The sequence below is a fragment of the Pseudorhodobacter sp. genome (genome assembly GCF_030452865.1).
In the GTDB taxonomy this organism is placed as follows: Bacteria; Pseudomonadota; Alphaproteobacteria; order Rhodobacterales; family Rhodobacteraceae; genus Pseudorhodobacter.
Genome location: NZ_JAKDLJ010000035.1, coordinates 1 through 16,056 on the forward strand (window position 1 = coordinate 1; position 16,056 = coordinate 16,056).

A 16,056-nucleotide genomic window follows, 5' to 3' on the forward strand; every position below is an offset into this window, starting at 1 on the left:
AAAAACCCCACTGCCCAGACAAGGCCAATCCCCCGACCAAGTTGCCGATGGCCCCATTCCCACCAATAGATCGACTTGAACGCGGCAAGGTCCATCTGGCTGTTTTGCAACTGAAATTGCGGGCTGGCCTGATATTTGGTGAATTCCGCCGCCCAGGCCGCTGCATCCATCGGCGGCAACGCACCGGTGACGGGTTTCCATTCGGTGATCGACAAACCGCTGTCGGTCAGGCGCGTCAATCCGCCGACGATAATCATCGCCATGACCAAGGCGAAAAGCAGCATCAGCCAGACCCGAACCGCCCCACGCGCACCAAGGTCGCCGCGCGCGATCATGCCGCCTTGAGGTCCCACGGGCTTCGCCGCTGCGCCAACATCCTCAAATATACTGCGTTTTTGCGCCATGACGCTTCTCCACTTGACTTGCGCGCGGACACTAGGGCGCTCCCGACGCCGCTTCAAGTCCCCGTTGTCGCTGCGCGATCAGGTGACGCAGCCAGTCTTGGGATGTTGCTGTTACATGTCGGTCCTGCGACAATTCGTGATTTCATCTTTACCGTGCAATCCCCTAAGGACACCGCTAGAAGTGCGCGAAATCATCGTGACCACCAGTAATAGGATTATCAGCATGAAAAGCGCCCTCCTTGCCGCAGCCCTTGCCGCAGCACCGCTCGCCGGCTTTGCAGGCAGTATGGACCAGGCCGCAACTGAAGCCGCTGTCGCGATACCAGCGCCCTATGCTGCGCCCCGCCCCGCGTTGATCTTCAAACTGCGCGGCGGCGTCGGCGCTGCCCCGGAATATTTTGGCGCGAAAGACCTCAAGGCCGGACCGGATTTCTCGTTCAGCCTTGAATACCTGCGCCTTCCCGGCGGTCGTGCCTTGGGGTCCACCGATCCGAATGCAGAATCCTATGGCTTCGTGCCACGCGGTTCATTCCGCTATATCGGCAAGCGGTCCGCCAAGGATTCGCCGGAACTGACCGGGTTGAACGATGTCAAAGCCGCCGCCGAAATCGGGCTTGGCCTGGGCTACAACCAGCGCTATTTTGAGGCATTCGCAGATGTCCGCTACGGTGTGATCGGCCACCACGCCTGGGTCGGTGAACTTGGCGCCAATGCTGTGCTGCACCCGACCGAACAACTGACCGTCCGCTTCGGCCCGCGCCTGTTCGGCGGCTCGCATAAATATGCCAACACCTATTTCGGCGTCACGGCGGCGCCCGGCAGTACATTTGCCGCCCATAAAGCCAAAGGCGGCGCGATCAGCGCCGGGTTGGAACTTGGCATGACCTATGCGATTGATGACAAATGGGGCGTCGACGGCGCGGTACGGTGGGACAAATACCTAGGCGACGCAAAATCCTCCCCCATCGTGGCACAGGGCAAGGACAATAACCTGAGCCTGCGCATCGGCGTTACCCGCCGCTTCTCGGTCAATTTCTGATCTGCCCGAAAACAGTCCGCTCATGCTGTTTTCTGATCCCCCTCACCGGTGGCAAGAGCGCGACGACAGAGACCTGAAAGTCGGCCTCTCCGGCCGTTGCCGTTGCCGTTGCCGCGACTGTCTTGGTGTGGCTTTGAACATCAATGAGCCTGAAGACAACAAAGACGCCCGAGATTACGCGCGAGACAGGCCTTTCTCCGTCAAGCAGAATATCGGGCGCGCGAAGTATAAGATTCTCCGCAAAACACCCAAAAAACAACCTTCGCACCGGTCGCTACGACCGGCAGGTGCCATCCCCTGTCACCAGATACTTGAATGAGGTCAGTTGCTCTGCCCCCACCGGGCCGCGCGCATGCAGTTTTCCGGTCGCAATGCCGATCTCGCCGCCCATGCCAAACTCGCCACCATCGGCGAATTGGGTGGAGGCGTTGCGCATCAGAATCGCGGAATCCAACCGTTGGAAGAAGCGGGCGGCCACGGCGTCATTCTCGGTCAACACACATTCGGTGTGGTTGGAGCCGTGGGCGCGGATATGCGCAATCGCGCCGTCAACGCCATCGACCAGACGCGCGGCAATGATCATGTCGAGAAACTCATGGCCAAAATCATCCGCCGTAGCCGCGACCACCCCCGGCAGCTCTGCCAGTTCATCCGCGCCGCGCACTTCCACGCCTGCGGCTTGCAGATCCTTGATCAGCACGGACCCGTGCTTGGCCCAAAAGGCGCGGTCGATCAAAAGACATTCGGCAGCGCCGCAAATGCCGGGGCGGCGGGCTTTGGCATTGACCACGACGCGGCGGGCCTTTTCCAGATCGGCATCGCCATCGGCATAGATGTGGCAGACCCCTTCGAGATGGGCAAAAACCGGCACCCGCGCCTCGGCCTGTACCAGACCGACCAGCCCTTTGCCGCCGCGCGGAACGATCACGTCGATATAGTCCACCGCGCGCAACATCTGCGCCACCATCTCGCGGTCGCGGGTCGGCACAAGCTGAATCGCGGTGGCGGGCAGACCGGCCTGTTGCACCCCCTTCACCAGACAGGCGTGAAGGGCTGCGGAGGAATGGAAACTTTCCGACCCGCCGCGCAGGATCACGGCGTTCCCGGCTTTCAGGCATAGCGCCCCGGCATCCGCCGTCACATTCGGGCGGCTTTCATAAATCACACCGACAACGCCCAAAGGCGTGCGTACGCGCTGGATATGCAATCCACTGGGCCGGTCCCATTCGCTGATCACCTCGCCCACCGGATCGCGCTGTTCGGCCACCGTGCGCAAGCCGTCAACGATACCCCTGATCCGGGCTTCGTCCAGACGCAACCGGTCGATCATCGCCGCCGACAGACCCTTTTCAGTGCCGTATGCCACATCTTTTTCATTGGCGACCAAGATGCTTTCGCGCGCGTCCCAAACCGAACCGGCCGCACCGATCAGGGCGGCGTATTTCCGCTCTGCGGTGGCGCAGGCCAATTCTGCGGCGGCGGCGCGGGCGGCCTGCCCGATTCCGGTCATCATCCGGGCCAAATCGGCGCTGGTCATGGTCAACCTTTCTGTATCTCCGCTTCCCGATTAGACTCATTTCGCGGGCCACGCAATCTGCACGGCTTTACACCGGGACAGGGACAGGCCACGATGCCCGAAACCCCCACAGGTTCAGATATTTCCCGATCATGCCCGATTCACCAAACGCGGCCAGCGTTACAACCAGCCAAACCGAGGACGCCACGCATATCACGCTGCGCGGCAGGTTTTCGCTGTCCGATCTGAGCGATCTGGTGGCGCAGTTGCGGGCGGCGAAGGTTGCCGTGCGTGTGGATCTGACCGATGTGACGCGGCTCGATACCAGTGCTGCCTGGGCGATTGTCCGCAGTGAAACCCACGCGAAAGCCAACGGGCAGGACTTCAGCGTGATTGGCGCAAGTGAAAACGCTTGCGGGTTGCTGCAAACCGTGCGCGCGGCGATGCCTGTGCCGGATATTGACGCTTCCAGCCGCAAAACCCTTGTCGACCGCATCGAAGCTGTTGGCCGCACGACCGCCGGTTTTGGCAAATTCCTGATGGAGCTGACCGGGTTTTTCGGCCTGTTTCTGGCGCGTTGGGCAGGATCGCTCCGGCACCCCGGCGAATTTCGGCTGACCGCGTTGGTGCATCACTGTCACGAGGTGGGCGTCAAGGCAGTGCCGATCGTGGCGCTGATGGCGTTTCTGATCGGGGTCGTGCTCGCCTTTCAGGGTGCGGTGCAATTGCAGCAGTTCGGGGCGGAGGTGTTCGTCGTCGATCTGATCGCGGTGTCGATCCTGCGCGAACTCGGTATTCTGCTGACCGCGATTGTGGTTGCCGGGCGCACGGCTTCGGCCTTCACCGCTGCCATCGGCTCGATGAAAATGCGCGAGGAAATTGACGCGATGCGCACACTCAGCATTGACCCGGCGACGGCGCTGTTTGTGCCGCGAATTCTGGCGCTGCTGCTGATGCTGCCGATCCTGGGGCTGATCGCCAATCTGTGCGGCCTGTTCGGCGGCGGCCTCATGTCATGGATAACGCTAGGAATCTCCCCCGGCATGTTCATGGCGCGGTTGGTGGAGACCGATATCTGGCATCTGCTGGTCGGCATGATCAAGGCGCCTTTCTTCGCACTCATCATCGGCGTGGTCGGCTGTCATGCGGGAATGCAGGTCGGCAACAATGCCGAAAGCCTCGGGCGGCAAACCTCCGCCTCGGTGGTGACGGCCATTTTCGCGGTGATCGTGGTTGACGCGGTGTTCTCGATCTTTTTCGCGGAGGTCGGGGTATGACCGAAGCCGCCGCGCGCGAAGTGGTGATCCGGTTGCGTGGCATCCACAACCAGTTTGGCCGCCATGTTGTGCATGAAAGCCTCGATCTCGATGTTTATCGTGGCGAAATCCTTGGCGTCGTCGGCGGGTCCGGCACCGGCAAATCCGTGCTGCTACGCTCCATCGTCGGGTTGCAGACACCGCGCGCGGGGGAGATTGAGGTGCTTGGCACCCATGTCCGCACCGCGAGCGATGCGGAGCGCAGGGTTCTGGAACGGCGCTGGGGCGTGATGTTTCAGGACGGCGCGCTGTTTTCATCGCTCAATGTGCGCGAAAATATCGAGGTGCCGATGCGCGCCGTCAAAGGGTTGGACGCCAAGCTGCGCCACCAGATCGCCGATCTGAAAATCTCACTTTCCGGCCTGCCCTACAATGCCGGTGACAAATTCCCGTCGGAGCTTTCGGGTGGCATGCGCAAACGCGCAGGCTTTGCGCGTTCGCTGGCGCTCGACCCGGAGATCGTGTTTCTCGATGAGCCGACTGCCGGGCTTGACCCGATTGGAGCAGCCGCCTTTGACACGCTGATCCGGCAACTTTCCCGCACGATGGGGTTGACGGTCTTTCTCGTCACGCATGATCTTGATACGCTGCATGCGACCTGTGACCGCATTGCGGTTCTGGCGGAAAGGAAGGTGCTGGTGACAGGCACAATGACGGAGATGCTGGCAGTCGATCATCCTTGGGTGCATGACTATTTTCACGGGCCGCGCGCCCGTGCCGCGACAGCGGAAACGCAGATGAAGAAAGACGCATAATAGCATGGAAACACGGGCGAATTACGTTTTAATCGGGCTGTTCACCATTCTCGGGTTTCTGGGGATGCTCGGTTTTGCTTTGTGGTTCAGCAAGTTGGAACTCGACAAGCAATTCGCTTACTATGATGTGCATTTCGACTCCGTTTCCGGCCTGACGCGCGCCTCGGATGTGCGCTTTGCAGGCCTGCCGGTGGGGCAAGTGGTGGAGGTCAGGCTTTCACCCGATGGGGATGGCAAGATCTTGGTACGACTGGAGGTTTCGCAGGAAACCCCGGTGCGGGCGGATTCCGTTGCAACCATTGAATCCCAAGGGGTTACAGGCGTTTCTTATGTCGGGATCAGCGCCGGGGAGCCGAGTGAACCCTTATTGAGCGCGGTCAGCACAGAGGCGATTCCCGTTATCACGCCGGGTCGTTCAATGTTGCAAAGCCTCTCGGAGGATGGCCCGGCGCTGGTGGCAGAGGTGTTGAGTGTTACGCGCGACCTTCACGGGCTGATCAGTGACGAAAACGTCGGTCGCGTCGACAATATCCTGAAGAACCTTGAAACCGCCTCGGGGGATTTCGCACAATCTCTGGATGATTTTTCGGTGGTCGCCAGTTCGATTTCCGCCTTCGCGGTCGAAATTTCGCATTTCAATGACATGCTGAAAGGCGTCACTTCCAAGGCGGAAAAGCTGTTTGAAACTGCTGATGACACGCTGCTGTCGATCACCGCACTGTCCAACAAAACCCAGAAAACGATGGAAACCGGCACCAGAACCCTGGATCAGGCGACGGTCACGCTGAGCAAGGCGGAAAGCTATATCGACGGGGATCTTGCGCAGGTGACAAAACAGCTCAACGAAGGGTTGGTGGAAACGCGGGATCAGGTCACGATACTGGGCAATCAGGCGCGTGACATGCTGGCCGAATTCCAGAAAAGCGGCGTCGCCGCAACCGCGCGGCTGGACGAGGTGAAAGCGACGATTGCGGCGACCGATGAGATGATCGTGCAATTGAACACGACGCTGGAAACCATGGACAAGGCATCGGTCGATTTTGACAACCTGATCCTGAACGATGGCGCGGCATTGGTGGCAGAGGCACGTACCGCCCTCGCCCCGATTTCCAAAGCGGCACAGAACGACTTGCCCGCAATGGTTGCAGATATCCGGCAGGCGACCGCCAATGCCAACAAGGCCGTCGCCGATATCAGCACGGCTCTGACCTCGGCGAGCGGCAAGGCGGATGGGCTGATGGATCAGGCGAACACCACGCTTGCCACCGTCAGCGACAGTTTCACCCGCGCCAACACGACGCTGAGTGCGATCAATTCGGCGCTGACGGTAGGGGAGCGGACATTGACAGCGGCGGAAAACACCTTTCAAGGCGCGGACCGGGTGATCAACGAGGATATCCCCGGCATCACCGCTGATTTGCGCCGCGCTTTGGCCAATCTGGACAAAACCATCGCCGGGGTTTCCGACGCGATCCCCGATGTCACTGCCGATCTGCAAGCCGCCTCCAATGCCGCGCGCGAAAGTTTTGAACGTATCTCGCGCGTCATCGCCGCCTCTGACCCGCCGATCCGCGATTTCACGGTCACCGCCTTGCCGCAATACACCAAACTGGCGCGGGAAACGCGGGATCTGATCAACAACCTTGAGCAATTGACCAAGCAGATCCAACGCGATCCCGCCCGCTTCTTCCTTGGCGGCGACACGCCCGTTTATCGCCGCTGAGCCTTTCAGGAAAGACATGCCATGTTCCGATCCGCCCTTTTTGCGCTGTCATTGGCCGCTCTGCTGCCCGGTTGCGCCGCACTGTCGGCTTTGGGCGGGGCGGCCACGCCACTCGATGCCTATGATCTGCAAGCGCCGCTGAACGGCCCACAGGCGCGGGGGCGCGCCAGTGCGCGGCAACTGGTGGTAGAACTGCCGACAGCACCGGGCGCGCTGAACACGGACCGCATCCTGATCCGCCCGAACCCGTTGCAGGCCGCCTATCTGCCGGATGTCAAATGGGCGGAGGAAACCCCGACCATGGTGCAAACCCTGCTGGTGCGCAGCCTGGAGGACAGCAACGCGTTTCGCTATGTCGGCCGGCGCCCGCTCGGGGCTTCGGGCGATTACGCGATTGTCACCGACCTGACCGATTTTCAGGCAGAGGCGGCACCCGATGGCAAAAGCGCCAATATCCGCCTGAGGCTGACCGCGCGGCTGGTGCGAGAAGATGACGCCGCGATCCTGTCGTCGCGCAGCTTCATCGCGACAGCAGCCGTCGGCTCCACCCAGACGCTAGATCTTGTCGCCGGGTTCAATCTGGCCAATCAAACCCTGATGACTGACGTGACAGCCTGGGTGCTGCAATCCCTTAATATTCCGACGAAACGGTAGCGTACAAATTACGGATTTTCTTAGAAAATTCGTAGGTAGGTCACAGAACCATGTCATCGCGATGGATCAGCGCGGCGCGACCACCATAGCCGAGGATCGCCTCGATCTCACCGGATTTATGCCCGGCAATTGCTTGTGCCTCTGCGGCGGTATAGCGCACCAGTCCTTTGCCCAAGGCTTCCCCCGCTGGCCCCAGAATCGCCACCGGGTCGCCACGGCCAAAGGCTCCCGAAACCAGCCTGACCCCTGCGGGCAGCAGCGATTTACCAGCCAGAAGTGCTGCCACAGCGCCCGCATCCACCCGCAATTCCCCACGCGGTTTCATCGCGTTGATCCAGCGTTTGCGCGCTTGTTGCGGGTCGGCTTGCGGCACAAACCACGTCCGCGCCGCCCCTTGCGCTAGTGCCTGTAACGGCCGCAAAGGCGAGCCTTCCATGATCGCCATGGCACACCCCCCGGCAATGGCAGTTTTTGCCGCCAGCAGTTTCGTCTTCATCCCGCCTTTCGACAAGCCGGAAATCGGGTCGCCCGCCATCGCCTCGATTGCAGGTGTGATCCGCTCCACCACGTCAAACCGCACCGCCGCCGGGTCTTGCTTGGGGTTGGCGGAATAAAACCCATCGACATCCGACAGCAGGATGAGTTGATCGGCCCCCACTGTCACCGCGATTTGTGCCGCTAACCGGTCATTGTCACCAAAGCGGATCTCATCGGTGGCGACAGTATCGTTTTCATTGACAATCGGCACCACGCCGAGGCCAAGCAAGGTTTCCAGCGTGGCACGGCTGTTGAGGTAACGCCGCCGGTCCTCGGTATCTTCCAGCGTCACCAACACCTGTCCGGTGGTGATGCCATGCGGGGCCAGCACCTCCTCATAGGCGCGGGCAAGGCGGATTTGCCCGACCGCCGCCGCTGCCTGTGAGTGTTCCAGCACCAACTCGCCGGCAGGCAGGCGCAAAACCGTGCGCCCCAAGGCGATGGAGCCTGAAGAAACGATCACCACATCCGTCCCGCGCGCCTTCGCCTCTGCCACATCCTGCGCCAGGGCTTCCAGCCAATCGTGGCGCAAACCCCTGGCACGGTCCACCAGCAGAGCAGAGCCGATCTTGATCACCAGTCGTTTGGCGGCGGTGATGTCGGGCGCAATTCCGGGGGCGGCGATCAGGGTTGCCAAGGTTCCACATCCGTTTCCACGACGCGCCCTTGCAATATGCGGGCGTAAAGGCTGCGCAACACCTCGGGCAAGCCTTGGTTCGAGACACCCGAAATCGCATAAACCTCGCCGGCGACTTCGCGCAATTCCGCCAACCGTTCAGCGAGCGTATCGGCATCAAGCGCGTCGATTTTCGTCAAGGCTGTGATCCGGGGCTTGTCACCCAATTCCTCGGCATAGGCTTCCAGCTCCGTGATAATCGTTTGGTAGTCTTCGGCCACGGTTTCAGACGTTCCATCAACCAGATGCAGCAGCACGGCGCAACGCTCCACATGAGCGAGAAATTGCACACCAAGCCCGCGTCCTTCGGATGCACCTTCGATCAGCCCCGGAATATCGGCCATTACGAATTCATGGCCGTCAATGCCGACAACGCCAAGGTTCGGCACCAGCGTCGTGAAGGGGTAATCCGCGATCTTGGGGCGGGCGTTGGAGACGCTCGCCAGAAAGGTCGACTTTCCGGCATTGGGCAGGCCGACCAGCCCGGCATCAGCAATCAGCTTCAGGCGCAGCCAAATCTCGCGCTCCACCCCTTCCTGGCCTGGATTGGCGCGGGACGGTGCGCGGTTGGTGGAGGATTTGAACTGCAAATTGCCCCAGCCACCATTGCCCCCCTTGGCCAGCAACACCTTTTGCCCCACCGCCGTCAGATCGGCGAGAATGGTTTCTTCATCCTCATCGAGGATTTCGGTTCCCACCGGCACCCGCAAGATGATATCCGCGCCGGTCTTGCCGGTGCGTTGGCTGCCCATGCCGGGCTGGCCGGATTTGGCAAAGAAATGCTGTTGATAGCGAAAGTCGATCAGCGTATTCAACCCGTCTACCGCCTCCACCCAGACCGAACCGCCGTTGCCGCCGTCGCCGCCATCCGGGCCACCGAATTCGATGAATTTTTCGCGCCGGAACGAAACGCAGCCCGACCCACCCCCGCCGGAGCGGATATAGACTTTGCAAAGATCGAGGAATTTCATGGCGCGGGCCTTCGGGATTGGGTCAAAGCGATGCGATACAGGATCGCGGGCGGCACCTCAAGCCATGGCGACACCGGCCGCGCAACATAGGCCGCGCGTCGGTCCCGGCATCATCGGATCTGACGCTTCAAACCATTTTCCGCAAGTAAGTCCATGTCGGCACCCGTGCATTGCGCGCAACACTGAAACTTTCCGCATCGCCGAGATAGGCGAAGCCGCAATTCGTCAGAACCCGTGCCGAACCGGGGTTATCCTGAAACACTTGCGCGAAAATGGCTTTGTTCTGTAACGGGTTGGCGGCCATCAGGGCATGAACCGCCTCTGAAGCGTAGCCGGTATTCCAGAATGCGGGTGCCACCCAATAGCCGATTTCGGCCTGATCGCGGTCGATCTGCTTGAGGGAAATGACCCCCATCACCTCCGGCAACCCGATCCCGGTGCCATCCATGACCCAGGCCCGTTCCACCGCATCCGGTGCCATCGTGCGTGCGACATAGGCTTCGGTCGCGCCGGGGGGCAAGGGGTGGGGAATGGAACTGGTGGCCTCGGCGACGCGGGGGTCGCCGGTGTACATCGCGAAAAGGCCGGTATCGGACAACCGCACCGGGCGCAGAACCATCCGTTCTGACGCGATTATATCCTGATGGTGAAAATTCTGAATGGTCATGGCGCCCTCCTCCGAAAGCACATGGGGGTTATCCCCCGGAAAACAATCAAGTTGCACGCCCGCCTCCACACAAGCGCACCGCCCGGAAATGGCAAGGGGACCGGCCTTGCAGCCGATCCCCTTGTTACATTGGCGTGTAACGGTTCGGCTTACTCAGCGGCCTCCGCCACCGGGAGAACCGAAATAAACGTGCGGCCTTTGAGACCCTTTTTGAAGGTCACAACACCCTCAACGGTCGCAAAGATGGTATGGTCAGATCCCATCCCAACACCCGCGCCCGGATACATCTTGGTGCCGCGTTGGCGCATGATGATGTTACCAGGGGCGGCGGCTTGGCCACCATAGAGCTTCACGCCCAGACGACGGCCTGCGGAATCGCGGCCGTTGCGGGTTGAACCACCTGCTTTTTTATGTGCCATGGGGTGTTACTCCTTCGGCGCGGCGGCTTTTGCCGCTTTGGGTTTCGCAGCAGCTTTCGCCTTTGCAGGAGCCTTTGCTGCCGGGGCAGCTTCGGCGTTGTTATGTGCGGCGCGGCGGGCATCGGCGGTGCCGGTGGCAGCCTTCACGTCGGACTTGTCAGCACCCGAGGCCAGAACATCGGTCACACGCAGCAGCGTCAGATGCTGGCGGTGACCTTTGGTGCGCTGGCTGGAGTGTTTCCGGCGGCGCTTTACATAGTGGATGACTTTCGGGCCTTTGATCTGTTCGATCACTTCGGCCTGAACGGCTGCACCCGCCACCAGCGGCGCGCCAACGGTCAGCTTTTCACCACCAACCATCAGAATTTCATTGAACTGGATCTTGTCACCAGCCGCGCAATCAAGTTTTTCCACGCGCAGGATATCCCCCGCTTGAACCTTGTATTGCTTGCCGCCTGTCTTGAGGACCGCGAACATGGGTCTTTCCTTTTCATTTCTCCGCGTCCTCTGGCCCCGGCTTTACCCCGGCGTTTTTCGCTACCTCGGACGGCGCGCCCCGATATGGGACGTGACAATATAAAAACCCGGCCAAGCGAAACACCTGTCCGAGATGCCCGCTTATCGGGGAAGTCGCGGCGGGTGTCAAGCAAGCAAAGATGCCTTTTTGCTTGCCGAAACCGCAATAACGAGAAACGGGAATTGCCCCGCTGCGCTACGGCCCGACAAATCAGACCGGATCACATCTTCGGCCACCTTCAAAGCCGAGGCTTCACGCGCGAGGCGGGACGACAACTGCGGGCGCAGCGGCAGGGGCGGCGCGTTTTTTCGTCTTCACGCCGCCTGCGCTGAGGCCGAAATCAAGCCCGCCGCCATTCAGGCTAAAGCCCATATCCGCCCGATATAGCTGTTGCGGCCCAAATAGGCCGCGCCGACCGTAGGGCGGATGCGGCTTGAACTGAACATGTAATCCAGCCCGAGGCTTGCAGCCGCATGGTCGCGCCGATCGGTTGAAAACAATCTTATGCCCACCCCGGCTTCAGTCCTGCCATTGCCAAAGGCAATGCTGAGGCCAAGCCCCACAGAAGGGTCAGCGGCGACAGGCATGGCCATGCCAACAGTAAGGGCGGCGGCGATCAAAATCCGTTTGGTCATGAAATGCTCCACTTTTGCGATTTCGCCCGCAGGCGGAATATCAGGATAACGGTAATCTTGCTGAACTTGCCAACCAAAAGCAACGACAATCGCGCGTGAAGCGGGTGCTACCCCAACCCCGGCACCGGCACTCCGAACACCTGCGCCAGCAGCACGAAGTTCAGCGACAACACCAGCAAGGCGCCGATGATCGCCAGCACGCGCACCAGCGGGCCGGTGACGAATTCGCCCATGATCGCGCGGCGGCCGGCGAAGATGATCAGTGCGATCATCGGCACCGGCAAGGCGATGCTGAGGACCACCTGCGACATCACCAGCGCCTCGGTCGCATTGACCCCCATTGCCACCACGACAAAGGCCGGAAGCATCGTCACCAGACGGCGGAACCAGATCGGCAGACGGATGTGCAAAAAGCCTTGCATGATCATCTGTCCCGCCATGGTGCCGACGACCGAGGACGAAATCCCCGAAGCGATCAGGGAGATCAGAAAGAACGTCGCCGCCGCCCCGCCCAGCAACGGGGTCAGCATGTGATAGGCGGTCTCGATCTCTGCCACGTCGCTGTTGCCGGCGTGGAAGGCGCTTGCGGCCATGATCACCATTGCCATGTTGACCATACCCGCCGCCGCCAAAGCAACCACGACCTCACGGTTGGAAAAGCGCAATACGCGGCGTTTTTCGCCATCGTCACGGGTTGCGGCGCGGCCTTGGGTCAACCCGGAATGGAGGTAAATCGCATGCGGCATCACGGTGGCCCCGATGATCCCGACCGCAATCGTCAAGGCCGCCGCATCCGGCAAGTCTGGCGTCAACAGGCCATGCACGGCAGATGACCAATCCACCGGGGCAATGAACAGCTCAATCACGAAACACATGCCGATCACCGCGACGAATGCGCCAATGATCAGTTCCATCGGGCGGAACCCTTTGGAATCGAAGATCAAAATGCCATAGGTCACCACCGCCGTCACAATCATGCCATACATCAACGGCATGCCGAACAGCAGCGCCAGACCGATGGCACCGCCCAGAAATTCGGCCAGATCGGTCGCCATTGCGGCAATCTCGCTGATCACCCACATCACAAAGACCACGGGCCGGGGGAAGTTGTCGCGGCAGAGTTCGGCCAGGTTCTTGCCCGTCACGATTCCGATCCGTGCTGAGAGCGCCTGAAACAGCATCGCAATCAGGTTGGCGGCCAGAACCACCCACAACAGCTTATAGCCATAGCCCGCCCCGGCCTGAATATTGGTCGCGTAATTTCCTGGGTCCATATAGGCGATGGAAGCGATGACCGCTGGCCCCACGAATAGCAGCGCGGAGCGTGGCCCCCGCCGTTGGCCTGCCAGAACCGCAGCCATCCCTGCGCGCGTTCGTTCCGTCGAAGTCGTCATCCGTTCACCCATATTCCATCGCAGTTTGCCGTCGGGCGATTCAGTTGTCGTCCCGATCTGATCGTAAAATAAAGCCAAGGCTACACTTTAGTCAATCGGCTTATTTGTCATGTCGAGACTTCATGCATTTCCGCCGGAACAGGAACAAGTGTAGCCTTGGCTGCAATCTGTTCCCCGGCTTGCAATCGGTGCCCCTGCCTGCTACCAGATCCACAGAATTGAAAGGCCGGACCATGACCGATACCGACCCCGCGGATCGCCAAGACCCCAGCGCCCAGTCAGAGCGTTTCAATCAGGCGCGTGCGGCGCAGGCGATGGCGGTGCTGGAAGATTACGTCGAAATGATCGGCGACCTGATCGAGGAAATGGGCGAGGCCCGCGTCACCGATATTGCCGGTCGCATGGGTGTGGCCCATCCGACCGCGACGAAGGCAGTTGCGCGGCTGAAACGCGAAGGGTTGGCGGTATCGCGCCCCTATCGGGGTGTGTTTCTGACCGAAGCCGGGGCTGCGCTCGCCGATGCTGTGCGCACCCGTCACCGCACCGTTGTTGACCTGTTGATTGCGCTCGGGGTGCCTGCCGACACCGCCGAACTTGACGCCGAAGGGATAGAGCATCACGTCTCCGGCATCACGTTGGCGGCGTTTGAGGCGTTTCTCGCGACCGGCAACAAGGCGTGACGCATCGGCCCTGGCAGCGTTTTGCCGCAGGCTGTGATCGCCCTGACACGTTCGCGCCGCTTGCGACACCGCATTGATCACCTCATAAAGGGCGGACAGAGCCCATGAATGGGGAGCCGCATGTCATCCGAAGCACCCATCAAACCGACCCTGACAATGCACCTGCTGCATCCGGACCTCGCGATGCTGTCACCGGCCTATTTCGGCATGGTGATGGCGACCGGGATCGTGGCGCTTGCGGTGCATCAGATCGGCTTGTGGTCGGTGGCGTGGTTTTTGTATGCCGTCGCGCTGCTGACCTACGCCGTGCTTTGGGTGCTGACGGTTTTGCGGTTCCTACGCTATCGTGCAGAATTCATCGCCGATGTGATCGACTATCAACGCGGGCCGGGGTTCTTCACCATGGTCGCGGCCACCGGCGTTCTTGGCAGTGCCTCGGTGATTCTGACCGGCAGCAAGACCACGGGTTTCATTCTCTGGGGCATCGCCATCCTGCTCTGGATCGGGCTGACCTATACGATCTTCACCGTTTTCATGGTGAAAGAGGAAAAACCAACTCTGGAACGCGGCATCACGGGCGCGTGGTTGCTAACCGTGGTGGCGACACAATCCATCGCGGTTCTATCCGCGCTGCTGTCGGCCCCGATTGAACAAAGCCACCGGCTTGATCTGAATTTCATGGCGGTGTCGATGTGGCTTTGGGGGGTCATGCTTTATATCTGGCTGATGACGCTGATCTTTTACCGCTTCACCTTCTCGCGGCTCGACCCTGGTGATCTGACGCCGCCCTATTGGATCAACATGGGTGCGATGGCAATCTCGACGCTGGCCGGGTCGCTGTTGATCCAGAACGCGGCGACAGCGCCGTTTCTCAATTCCATCCTGCCGTTTCTGAAAGGTATCACACTGTTATGCTGGGCCACCGGAACCTGGTGGATCCCGATGCTGATGATCCTTGGCATCTGGCGGCACATCTACAAACGCTTTCCGTTGAGCTATGATCCGCTCTATTGGGGGGCTGTGTTTCCGCTTGGGATGTATGCCGTCTGCACGTTCCAGATGGAACAAGCGTTGCAGCTTATTTCGCTCGACCTGCTGACAAAGGCATTTTCATGGATCGCAGTCGCGGTCTGGTCGCTCACCTTTGTCGGCTTCATGCGGTCGATGCACCGCAGGGCGCGCATTGCGCCATAGCGCGACCGGATCAGATATCCTGCCCCTGCATCTGGTGCGCTGCTGCCCGGCCCAGATCGCGTGAGATGTCGCGAAACAGCACATCGAACGCCCCGAACAGCGCCGTGTTCAGTTTCTGTCCCGCAGGTGTTTTTGAAAAATCAATGTATTGCCGCATTTCCGTATCCGACAGCGGGCCATAGGCCAGCGCGAGATAGGGGTAAAGCCAGCTTTCCGTTTCCGTGCGGACAGAGGGTTCCTGCGCCCAAACCTCGGTCAGCATATCCTCCTCAGTCATCTCATCCGACAACCCGCCGATTTCTGCCATGCCCTGAAAGAACGCAAGATTGGAGTTGAGCGCCCCAGCGATATTCGCTTCCAAAAGGTCATTGATCTGTGAAAATTCTTCCAGCGCGGCGAAACGCGGATCGCCATCTGCCTGCATATCCTCGGCCCGCGCAGTCGCGGCATCCTTGACCGCATCGTCCATCAGGGAACGCCGCGCCTCCACCTCCAGCCCCAGAATCCGCTGGCCGAGTTCAGCCCCGAAGAACGCCTTGATCTCTGCCTGGTCCGGATCGTCCCCCGCAAGTTCCGCCGAAAAGGCAGCATCGAAACGGGACTGCATCAGCGCCGGATCATAGATGTGGTCAATGATTTCCGCCCACTTCCCGCCGCCCTCACCGGGAAAGAGGTCTTTCTCCATCTGCGCGCCATAATCCAGCCCCTCCAGCCGCATGACCGCGATCAGATCGGCGATTTTCAACGTCTCCGACAAGCTGCTGGTGGCTGCCACCTGCACGAGTTGCACTGTCTGCCCCGCCTCCTGCGCCCTAGCTGCCAGCGGCAACGCCGCAAGACAAAGCCCGCAGATGAAGGAGATTTTGAGCGGGCGGAAATCCATGACGAAGACTCTCGAAGTTGCAGGCGGCCTTCATAAACCCTCCCCCATTGCTTGCCAACCCGCCGCTCAGACGCTG

17 protein-coding genes are annotated in these 16,056 nt (G+C 60.5%); 7 read left to right on the forward strand and 10 right to left on the reverse strand.

What is annotated here, in order from left to right; all coding sequences use genetic code 11:
* The coding region (locus L0H65_RS03920; RefSeq protein WP_301457527.1) for a COX15/CtaA family protein at positions 1–404 on the reverse strand (404 nt) is incomplete at its 3' end.
* A 223-nt stretch (positions 405–627) separates the two neighbouring features.
* Between L0H65_RS03920 and L0H65_RS03925 the strand changes: the two genes are divergently transcribed.
* Positions 628–1,443 (forward strand): MipA/OmpV family protein, encoded by an 816-nt coding sequence (locus tag L0H65_RS03925; RefSeq protein ID WP_301457528.1) that lies wholly within the window; start codon positions 628–630, stop codon positions 1,441–1,443.
* Between the two features lie 274 nt (positions 1,444–1,717).
* On the opposite strand, the gene L0H65_RS03930 is transcribed toward L0H65_RS03925, so the two are convergent.
* Positions 1,718–2,980, reverse strand: a complete 1,263-nt coding sequence (locus L0H65_RS03930) for a glutamate-5-semialdehyde dehydrogenase (RefSeq protein WP_301457529.1) — start codon at positions 2,978–2,980, stop codon at positions 1,718–1,720.
* Between the two features lie 131 nt (positions 2,981–3,111).
* Here L0H65_RS03930 and L0H65_RS03935 point away from each other — a divergent pair, with 131 nt between their 5' ends.
* Genes L0H65_RS03935 through L0H65_RS03950 form a run of 4 tightly spaced genes read left to right on the forward strand, consistent with a single transcriptional unit; the run spans position 3,112 to position 7,407 of the window.
* On the forward strand, positions 3,112–4,236 hold the full coding sequence (locus L0H65_RS03935) for an MlaE family lipid ABC transporter permease subunit (protein WP_301457530.1): 1,125 nt from the start codon (positions 3,112–3,114) through the stop codon (positions 4,234–4,236).
* Positions 4,233–5,030, forward strand: a complete 798-nt coding sequence (locus tag L0H65_RS03940; RefSeq protein ID WP_301457531.1) for an ABC transporter ATP-binding protein — start codon at positions 4,233–4,235, stop codon at positions 5,028–5,030. The genes L0H65_RS03935 and L0H65_RS03940 overlap by 4 nt, the downstream gene beginning before the upstream one ends.
* A gap of 4 nt (positions 5,031–5,034) precedes the next feature.
* Positions 5,035–6,753, forward strand: coding sequence for an MlaD family protein (locus L0H65_RS03945; protein ID WP_301457532.1), 1,719 nt, complete (start codon positions 5,035–5,037; stop codon positions 6,751–6,753).
* A gap of 21 nt (positions 6,754–6,774) precedes the next feature.
* On the forward strand, positions 6,775–7,407 hold the full coding sequence (locus tag L0H65_RS03950; protein ID WP_301457533.1) for an ABC-type transport auxiliary lipoprotein family protein: 633 nt from the start codon (positions 6,775–6,777) through the stop codon (positions 7,405–7,407).
* A 40-nt stretch (positions 7,408–7,447) separates the two neighbouring features.
* Here the strand turns inward: L0H65_RS03950 and proB are convergent, their stop codons facing one another.
* The 7 genes from proB to L0H65_RS03985 all read right to left on the reverse strand — a co-directional run bounded on the left by proB (position 7,448) and on the right by L0H65_RS03985 (position 13,223).
* The gene (gene proB / locus L0H65_RS03955) at positions 7,448–8,581 is read right to left on the reverse strand and encodes a glutamate 5-kinase (RefSeq protein WP_301457534.1); all 1,134 of its coding nucleotides are present in this window, start codon (positions 8,579–8,581) and stop codon (positions 7,448–7,450) included.
* On the reverse strand, positions 8,569–9,591 hold the full coding sequence (obgE, locus tag L0H65_RS03960; protein WP_301457535.1) for a GTPase ObgE: 1,023 nt from the start codon (positions 9,589–9,591) through the stop codon (positions 8,569–8,571). The genes proB and obgE overlap by 13 nt, the downstream gene beginning before the upstream one ends.
* 127 nt (positions 9,592–9,718) lie before the next feature.
* Positions 9,719–10,258 (reverse strand): GNAT family N-acetyltransferase, encoded by a 540-nt coding sequence (locus L0H65_RS03965; RefSeq protein WP_301457536.1) that lies wholly within the window; start codon positions 10,256–10,258, stop codon positions 9,719–9,721.
* A gap of 149 nt (positions 10,259–10,407) precedes the next feature.
* Positions 10,408–10,677 (reverse strand): 50S ribosomal protein L27, encoded by a 270-nt coding sequence (rpmA, locus tag L0H65_RS03970; protein WP_301457537.1) that lies wholly within the window; start codon positions 10,675–10,677, stop codon positions 10,408–10,410.
* A gap of 6 nt (positions 10,678–10,683) precedes the next feature.
* Positions 10,684–11,154, reverse strand: coding sequence for a 50S ribosomal protein L21 (rplU, locus tag L0H65_RS03975; protein WP_301457538.1), 471 nt, complete (start codon positions 11,152–11,154; stop codon positions 10,684–10,686).
* Positions 11,155–11,550: 396 nt separating this feature from the next.
* Entirely contained in the window at positions 11,551–11,829 is a 279-nt protein-coding gene (locus L0H65_RS03980) for a hypothetical protein (protein WP_301457539.1), read from the reverse strand.
* A gap of 107 nt (positions 11,830–11,936) precedes the next feature.
* On the reverse strand, positions 11,937–13,223 hold the full coding sequence (locus tag L0H65_RS03985; protein WP_301457540.1) for an Nramp family divalent metal transporter: 1,287 nt from the start codon (positions 13,221–13,223) through the stop codon (positions 11,937–11,939).
* 233 nt (positions 13,224–13,456) lie between these two features.
* Here L0H65_RS03985 and mntR point away from each other — a divergent pair, with 233 nt between their 5' ends.
* Complete coding sequence (gene mntR / locus L0H65_RS03990; protein ID WP_301457541.1) at positions 13,457–13,903, forward strand: manganese-binding transcriptional regulator MntR; 447 nt, start codon at positions 13,457–13,459, stop codon at positions 13,901–13,903.
* Positions 13,904–14,023: 120 nt separating this feature from the next.
* Complete coding sequence (locus L0H65_RS03995; RefSeq protein WP_301457542.1) at positions 14,024–15,097, forward strand: tellurite resistance/C4-dicarboxylate transporter family protein; 1,074 nt, start codon at positions 14,024–14,026, stop codon at positions 15,095–15,097.
* A 10-nt stretch (positions 15,098–15,107) separates the two neighbouring features.
* Here L0H65_RS03995 and L0H65_RS04000 read toward each other — a convergent pair whose 3' ends face one another.
* Positions 15,108–15,980: a hypothetical protein gene (locus L0H65_RS04000; protein WP_301457543.1), complete on the reverse strand. Its 873-nt coding sequence runs from the start codon at positions 15,978–15,980 to the stop codon at positions 15,108–15,110.
* Between the last annotated feature and the right edge of the window lie 76 nt (positions 15,981–16,056).

What these genes read in the sequence shown, in the direction of transcription:
- L0H65_RS03925 (WP_301457528.1), top strand. Translation starts at nt 628, where the DNA reads ATGAAAAGCGCCCTCCTTGCCGCAGCCCTTGCCGCAGCACCGCTCGCC.
- L0H65_RS03945 (WP_301457532.1), top strand. Translation starts at nt 5,035, where the DNA reads ATGGAAACACGGGCGAATTACGTTTTAATCGGGCTGTTCACCATTCTC.
- L0H65_RS03950 (WP_301457533.1), top strand. Translation starts at nt 6,775, where the DNA reads ATGTTCCGATCCGCCCTTTTTGCGCTGTCATTGGCCGCTCTGCTGCCC.
- rplU (WP_301457538.1), bottom strand. Translation starts at nt 11,154, where the DNA reads ATGTTCGCGGTCCTCAAGACAGGCGGCAAGCAATACAAGGTTCAAGCG.
- L0H65_RS03985 (WP_301457540.1), bottom strand. Translation starts at nt 13,223, where the DNA reads ATGACGACTTCGACGGAACGAACGCGCGCAGGGATGGCTGCGGTTCTG.
- mntR (WP_301457541.1), top strand. Translation starts at nt 13,457, where the DNA reads ATGACCGATACCGACCCCGCGGATCGCCAAGACCCCAGCGCCCAGTCA.
- L0H65_RS03935 (WP_301457530.1), top strand. Translation starts at nt 3,112, where the DNA reads ATGCCCGATTCACCAAACGCGGCCAGCGTTACAACCAGCCAAACCGAG.
- L0H65_RS03940 (WP_301457531.1), top strand. Translation starts at nt 4,233, where the DNA reads ATGACCGAAGCCGCCGCGCGCGAAGTGGTGATCCGGTTGCGTGGCATC.
- L0H65_RS03930 (WP_301457529.1), bottom strand. Translation starts at nt 2,980, where the DNA reads ATGACCAGCGCCGATTTGGCCCGGATGATGACCGGAATCGGGCAGGCC.
- rpmA (WP_301457537.1), bottom strand. Translation starts at nt 10,677, where the DNA reads ATGGCACATAAAAAAGCAGGTGGTTCAACCCGCAACGGCCGCGATTCC.
- obgE (WP_301457535.1), bottom strand. Translation starts at nt 9,591, where the DNA reads ATGAAATTCCTCGATCTTTGCAAAGTCTATATCCGCTCCGGCGGGGGT.
- L0H65_RS04000 (WP_301457543.1), bottom strand. Translation starts at nt 15,980, where the DNA reads ATGGATTTCCGCCCGCTCAAAATCTCCTTCATCTGCGGGCTTTGTCTT.
- L0H65_RS03965 (WP_301457536.1), bottom strand. Translation starts at nt 10,258, where the DNA reads ATGACCATTCAGAATTTTCACCATCAGGATATAATCGCGTCAGAACGG.
- L0H65_RS03995 (WP_301457542.1), top strand. Translation starts at nt 14,024, where the DNA reads ATGTCATCCGAAGCACCCATCAAACCGACCCTGACAATGCACCTGCTG.
- L0H65_RS03980 (WP_301457539.1), bottom strand. Translation starts at nt 11,829, where the DNA reads ATGACCAAACGGATTTTGATCGCCGCCGCCCTTACTGTTGGCATGGCC.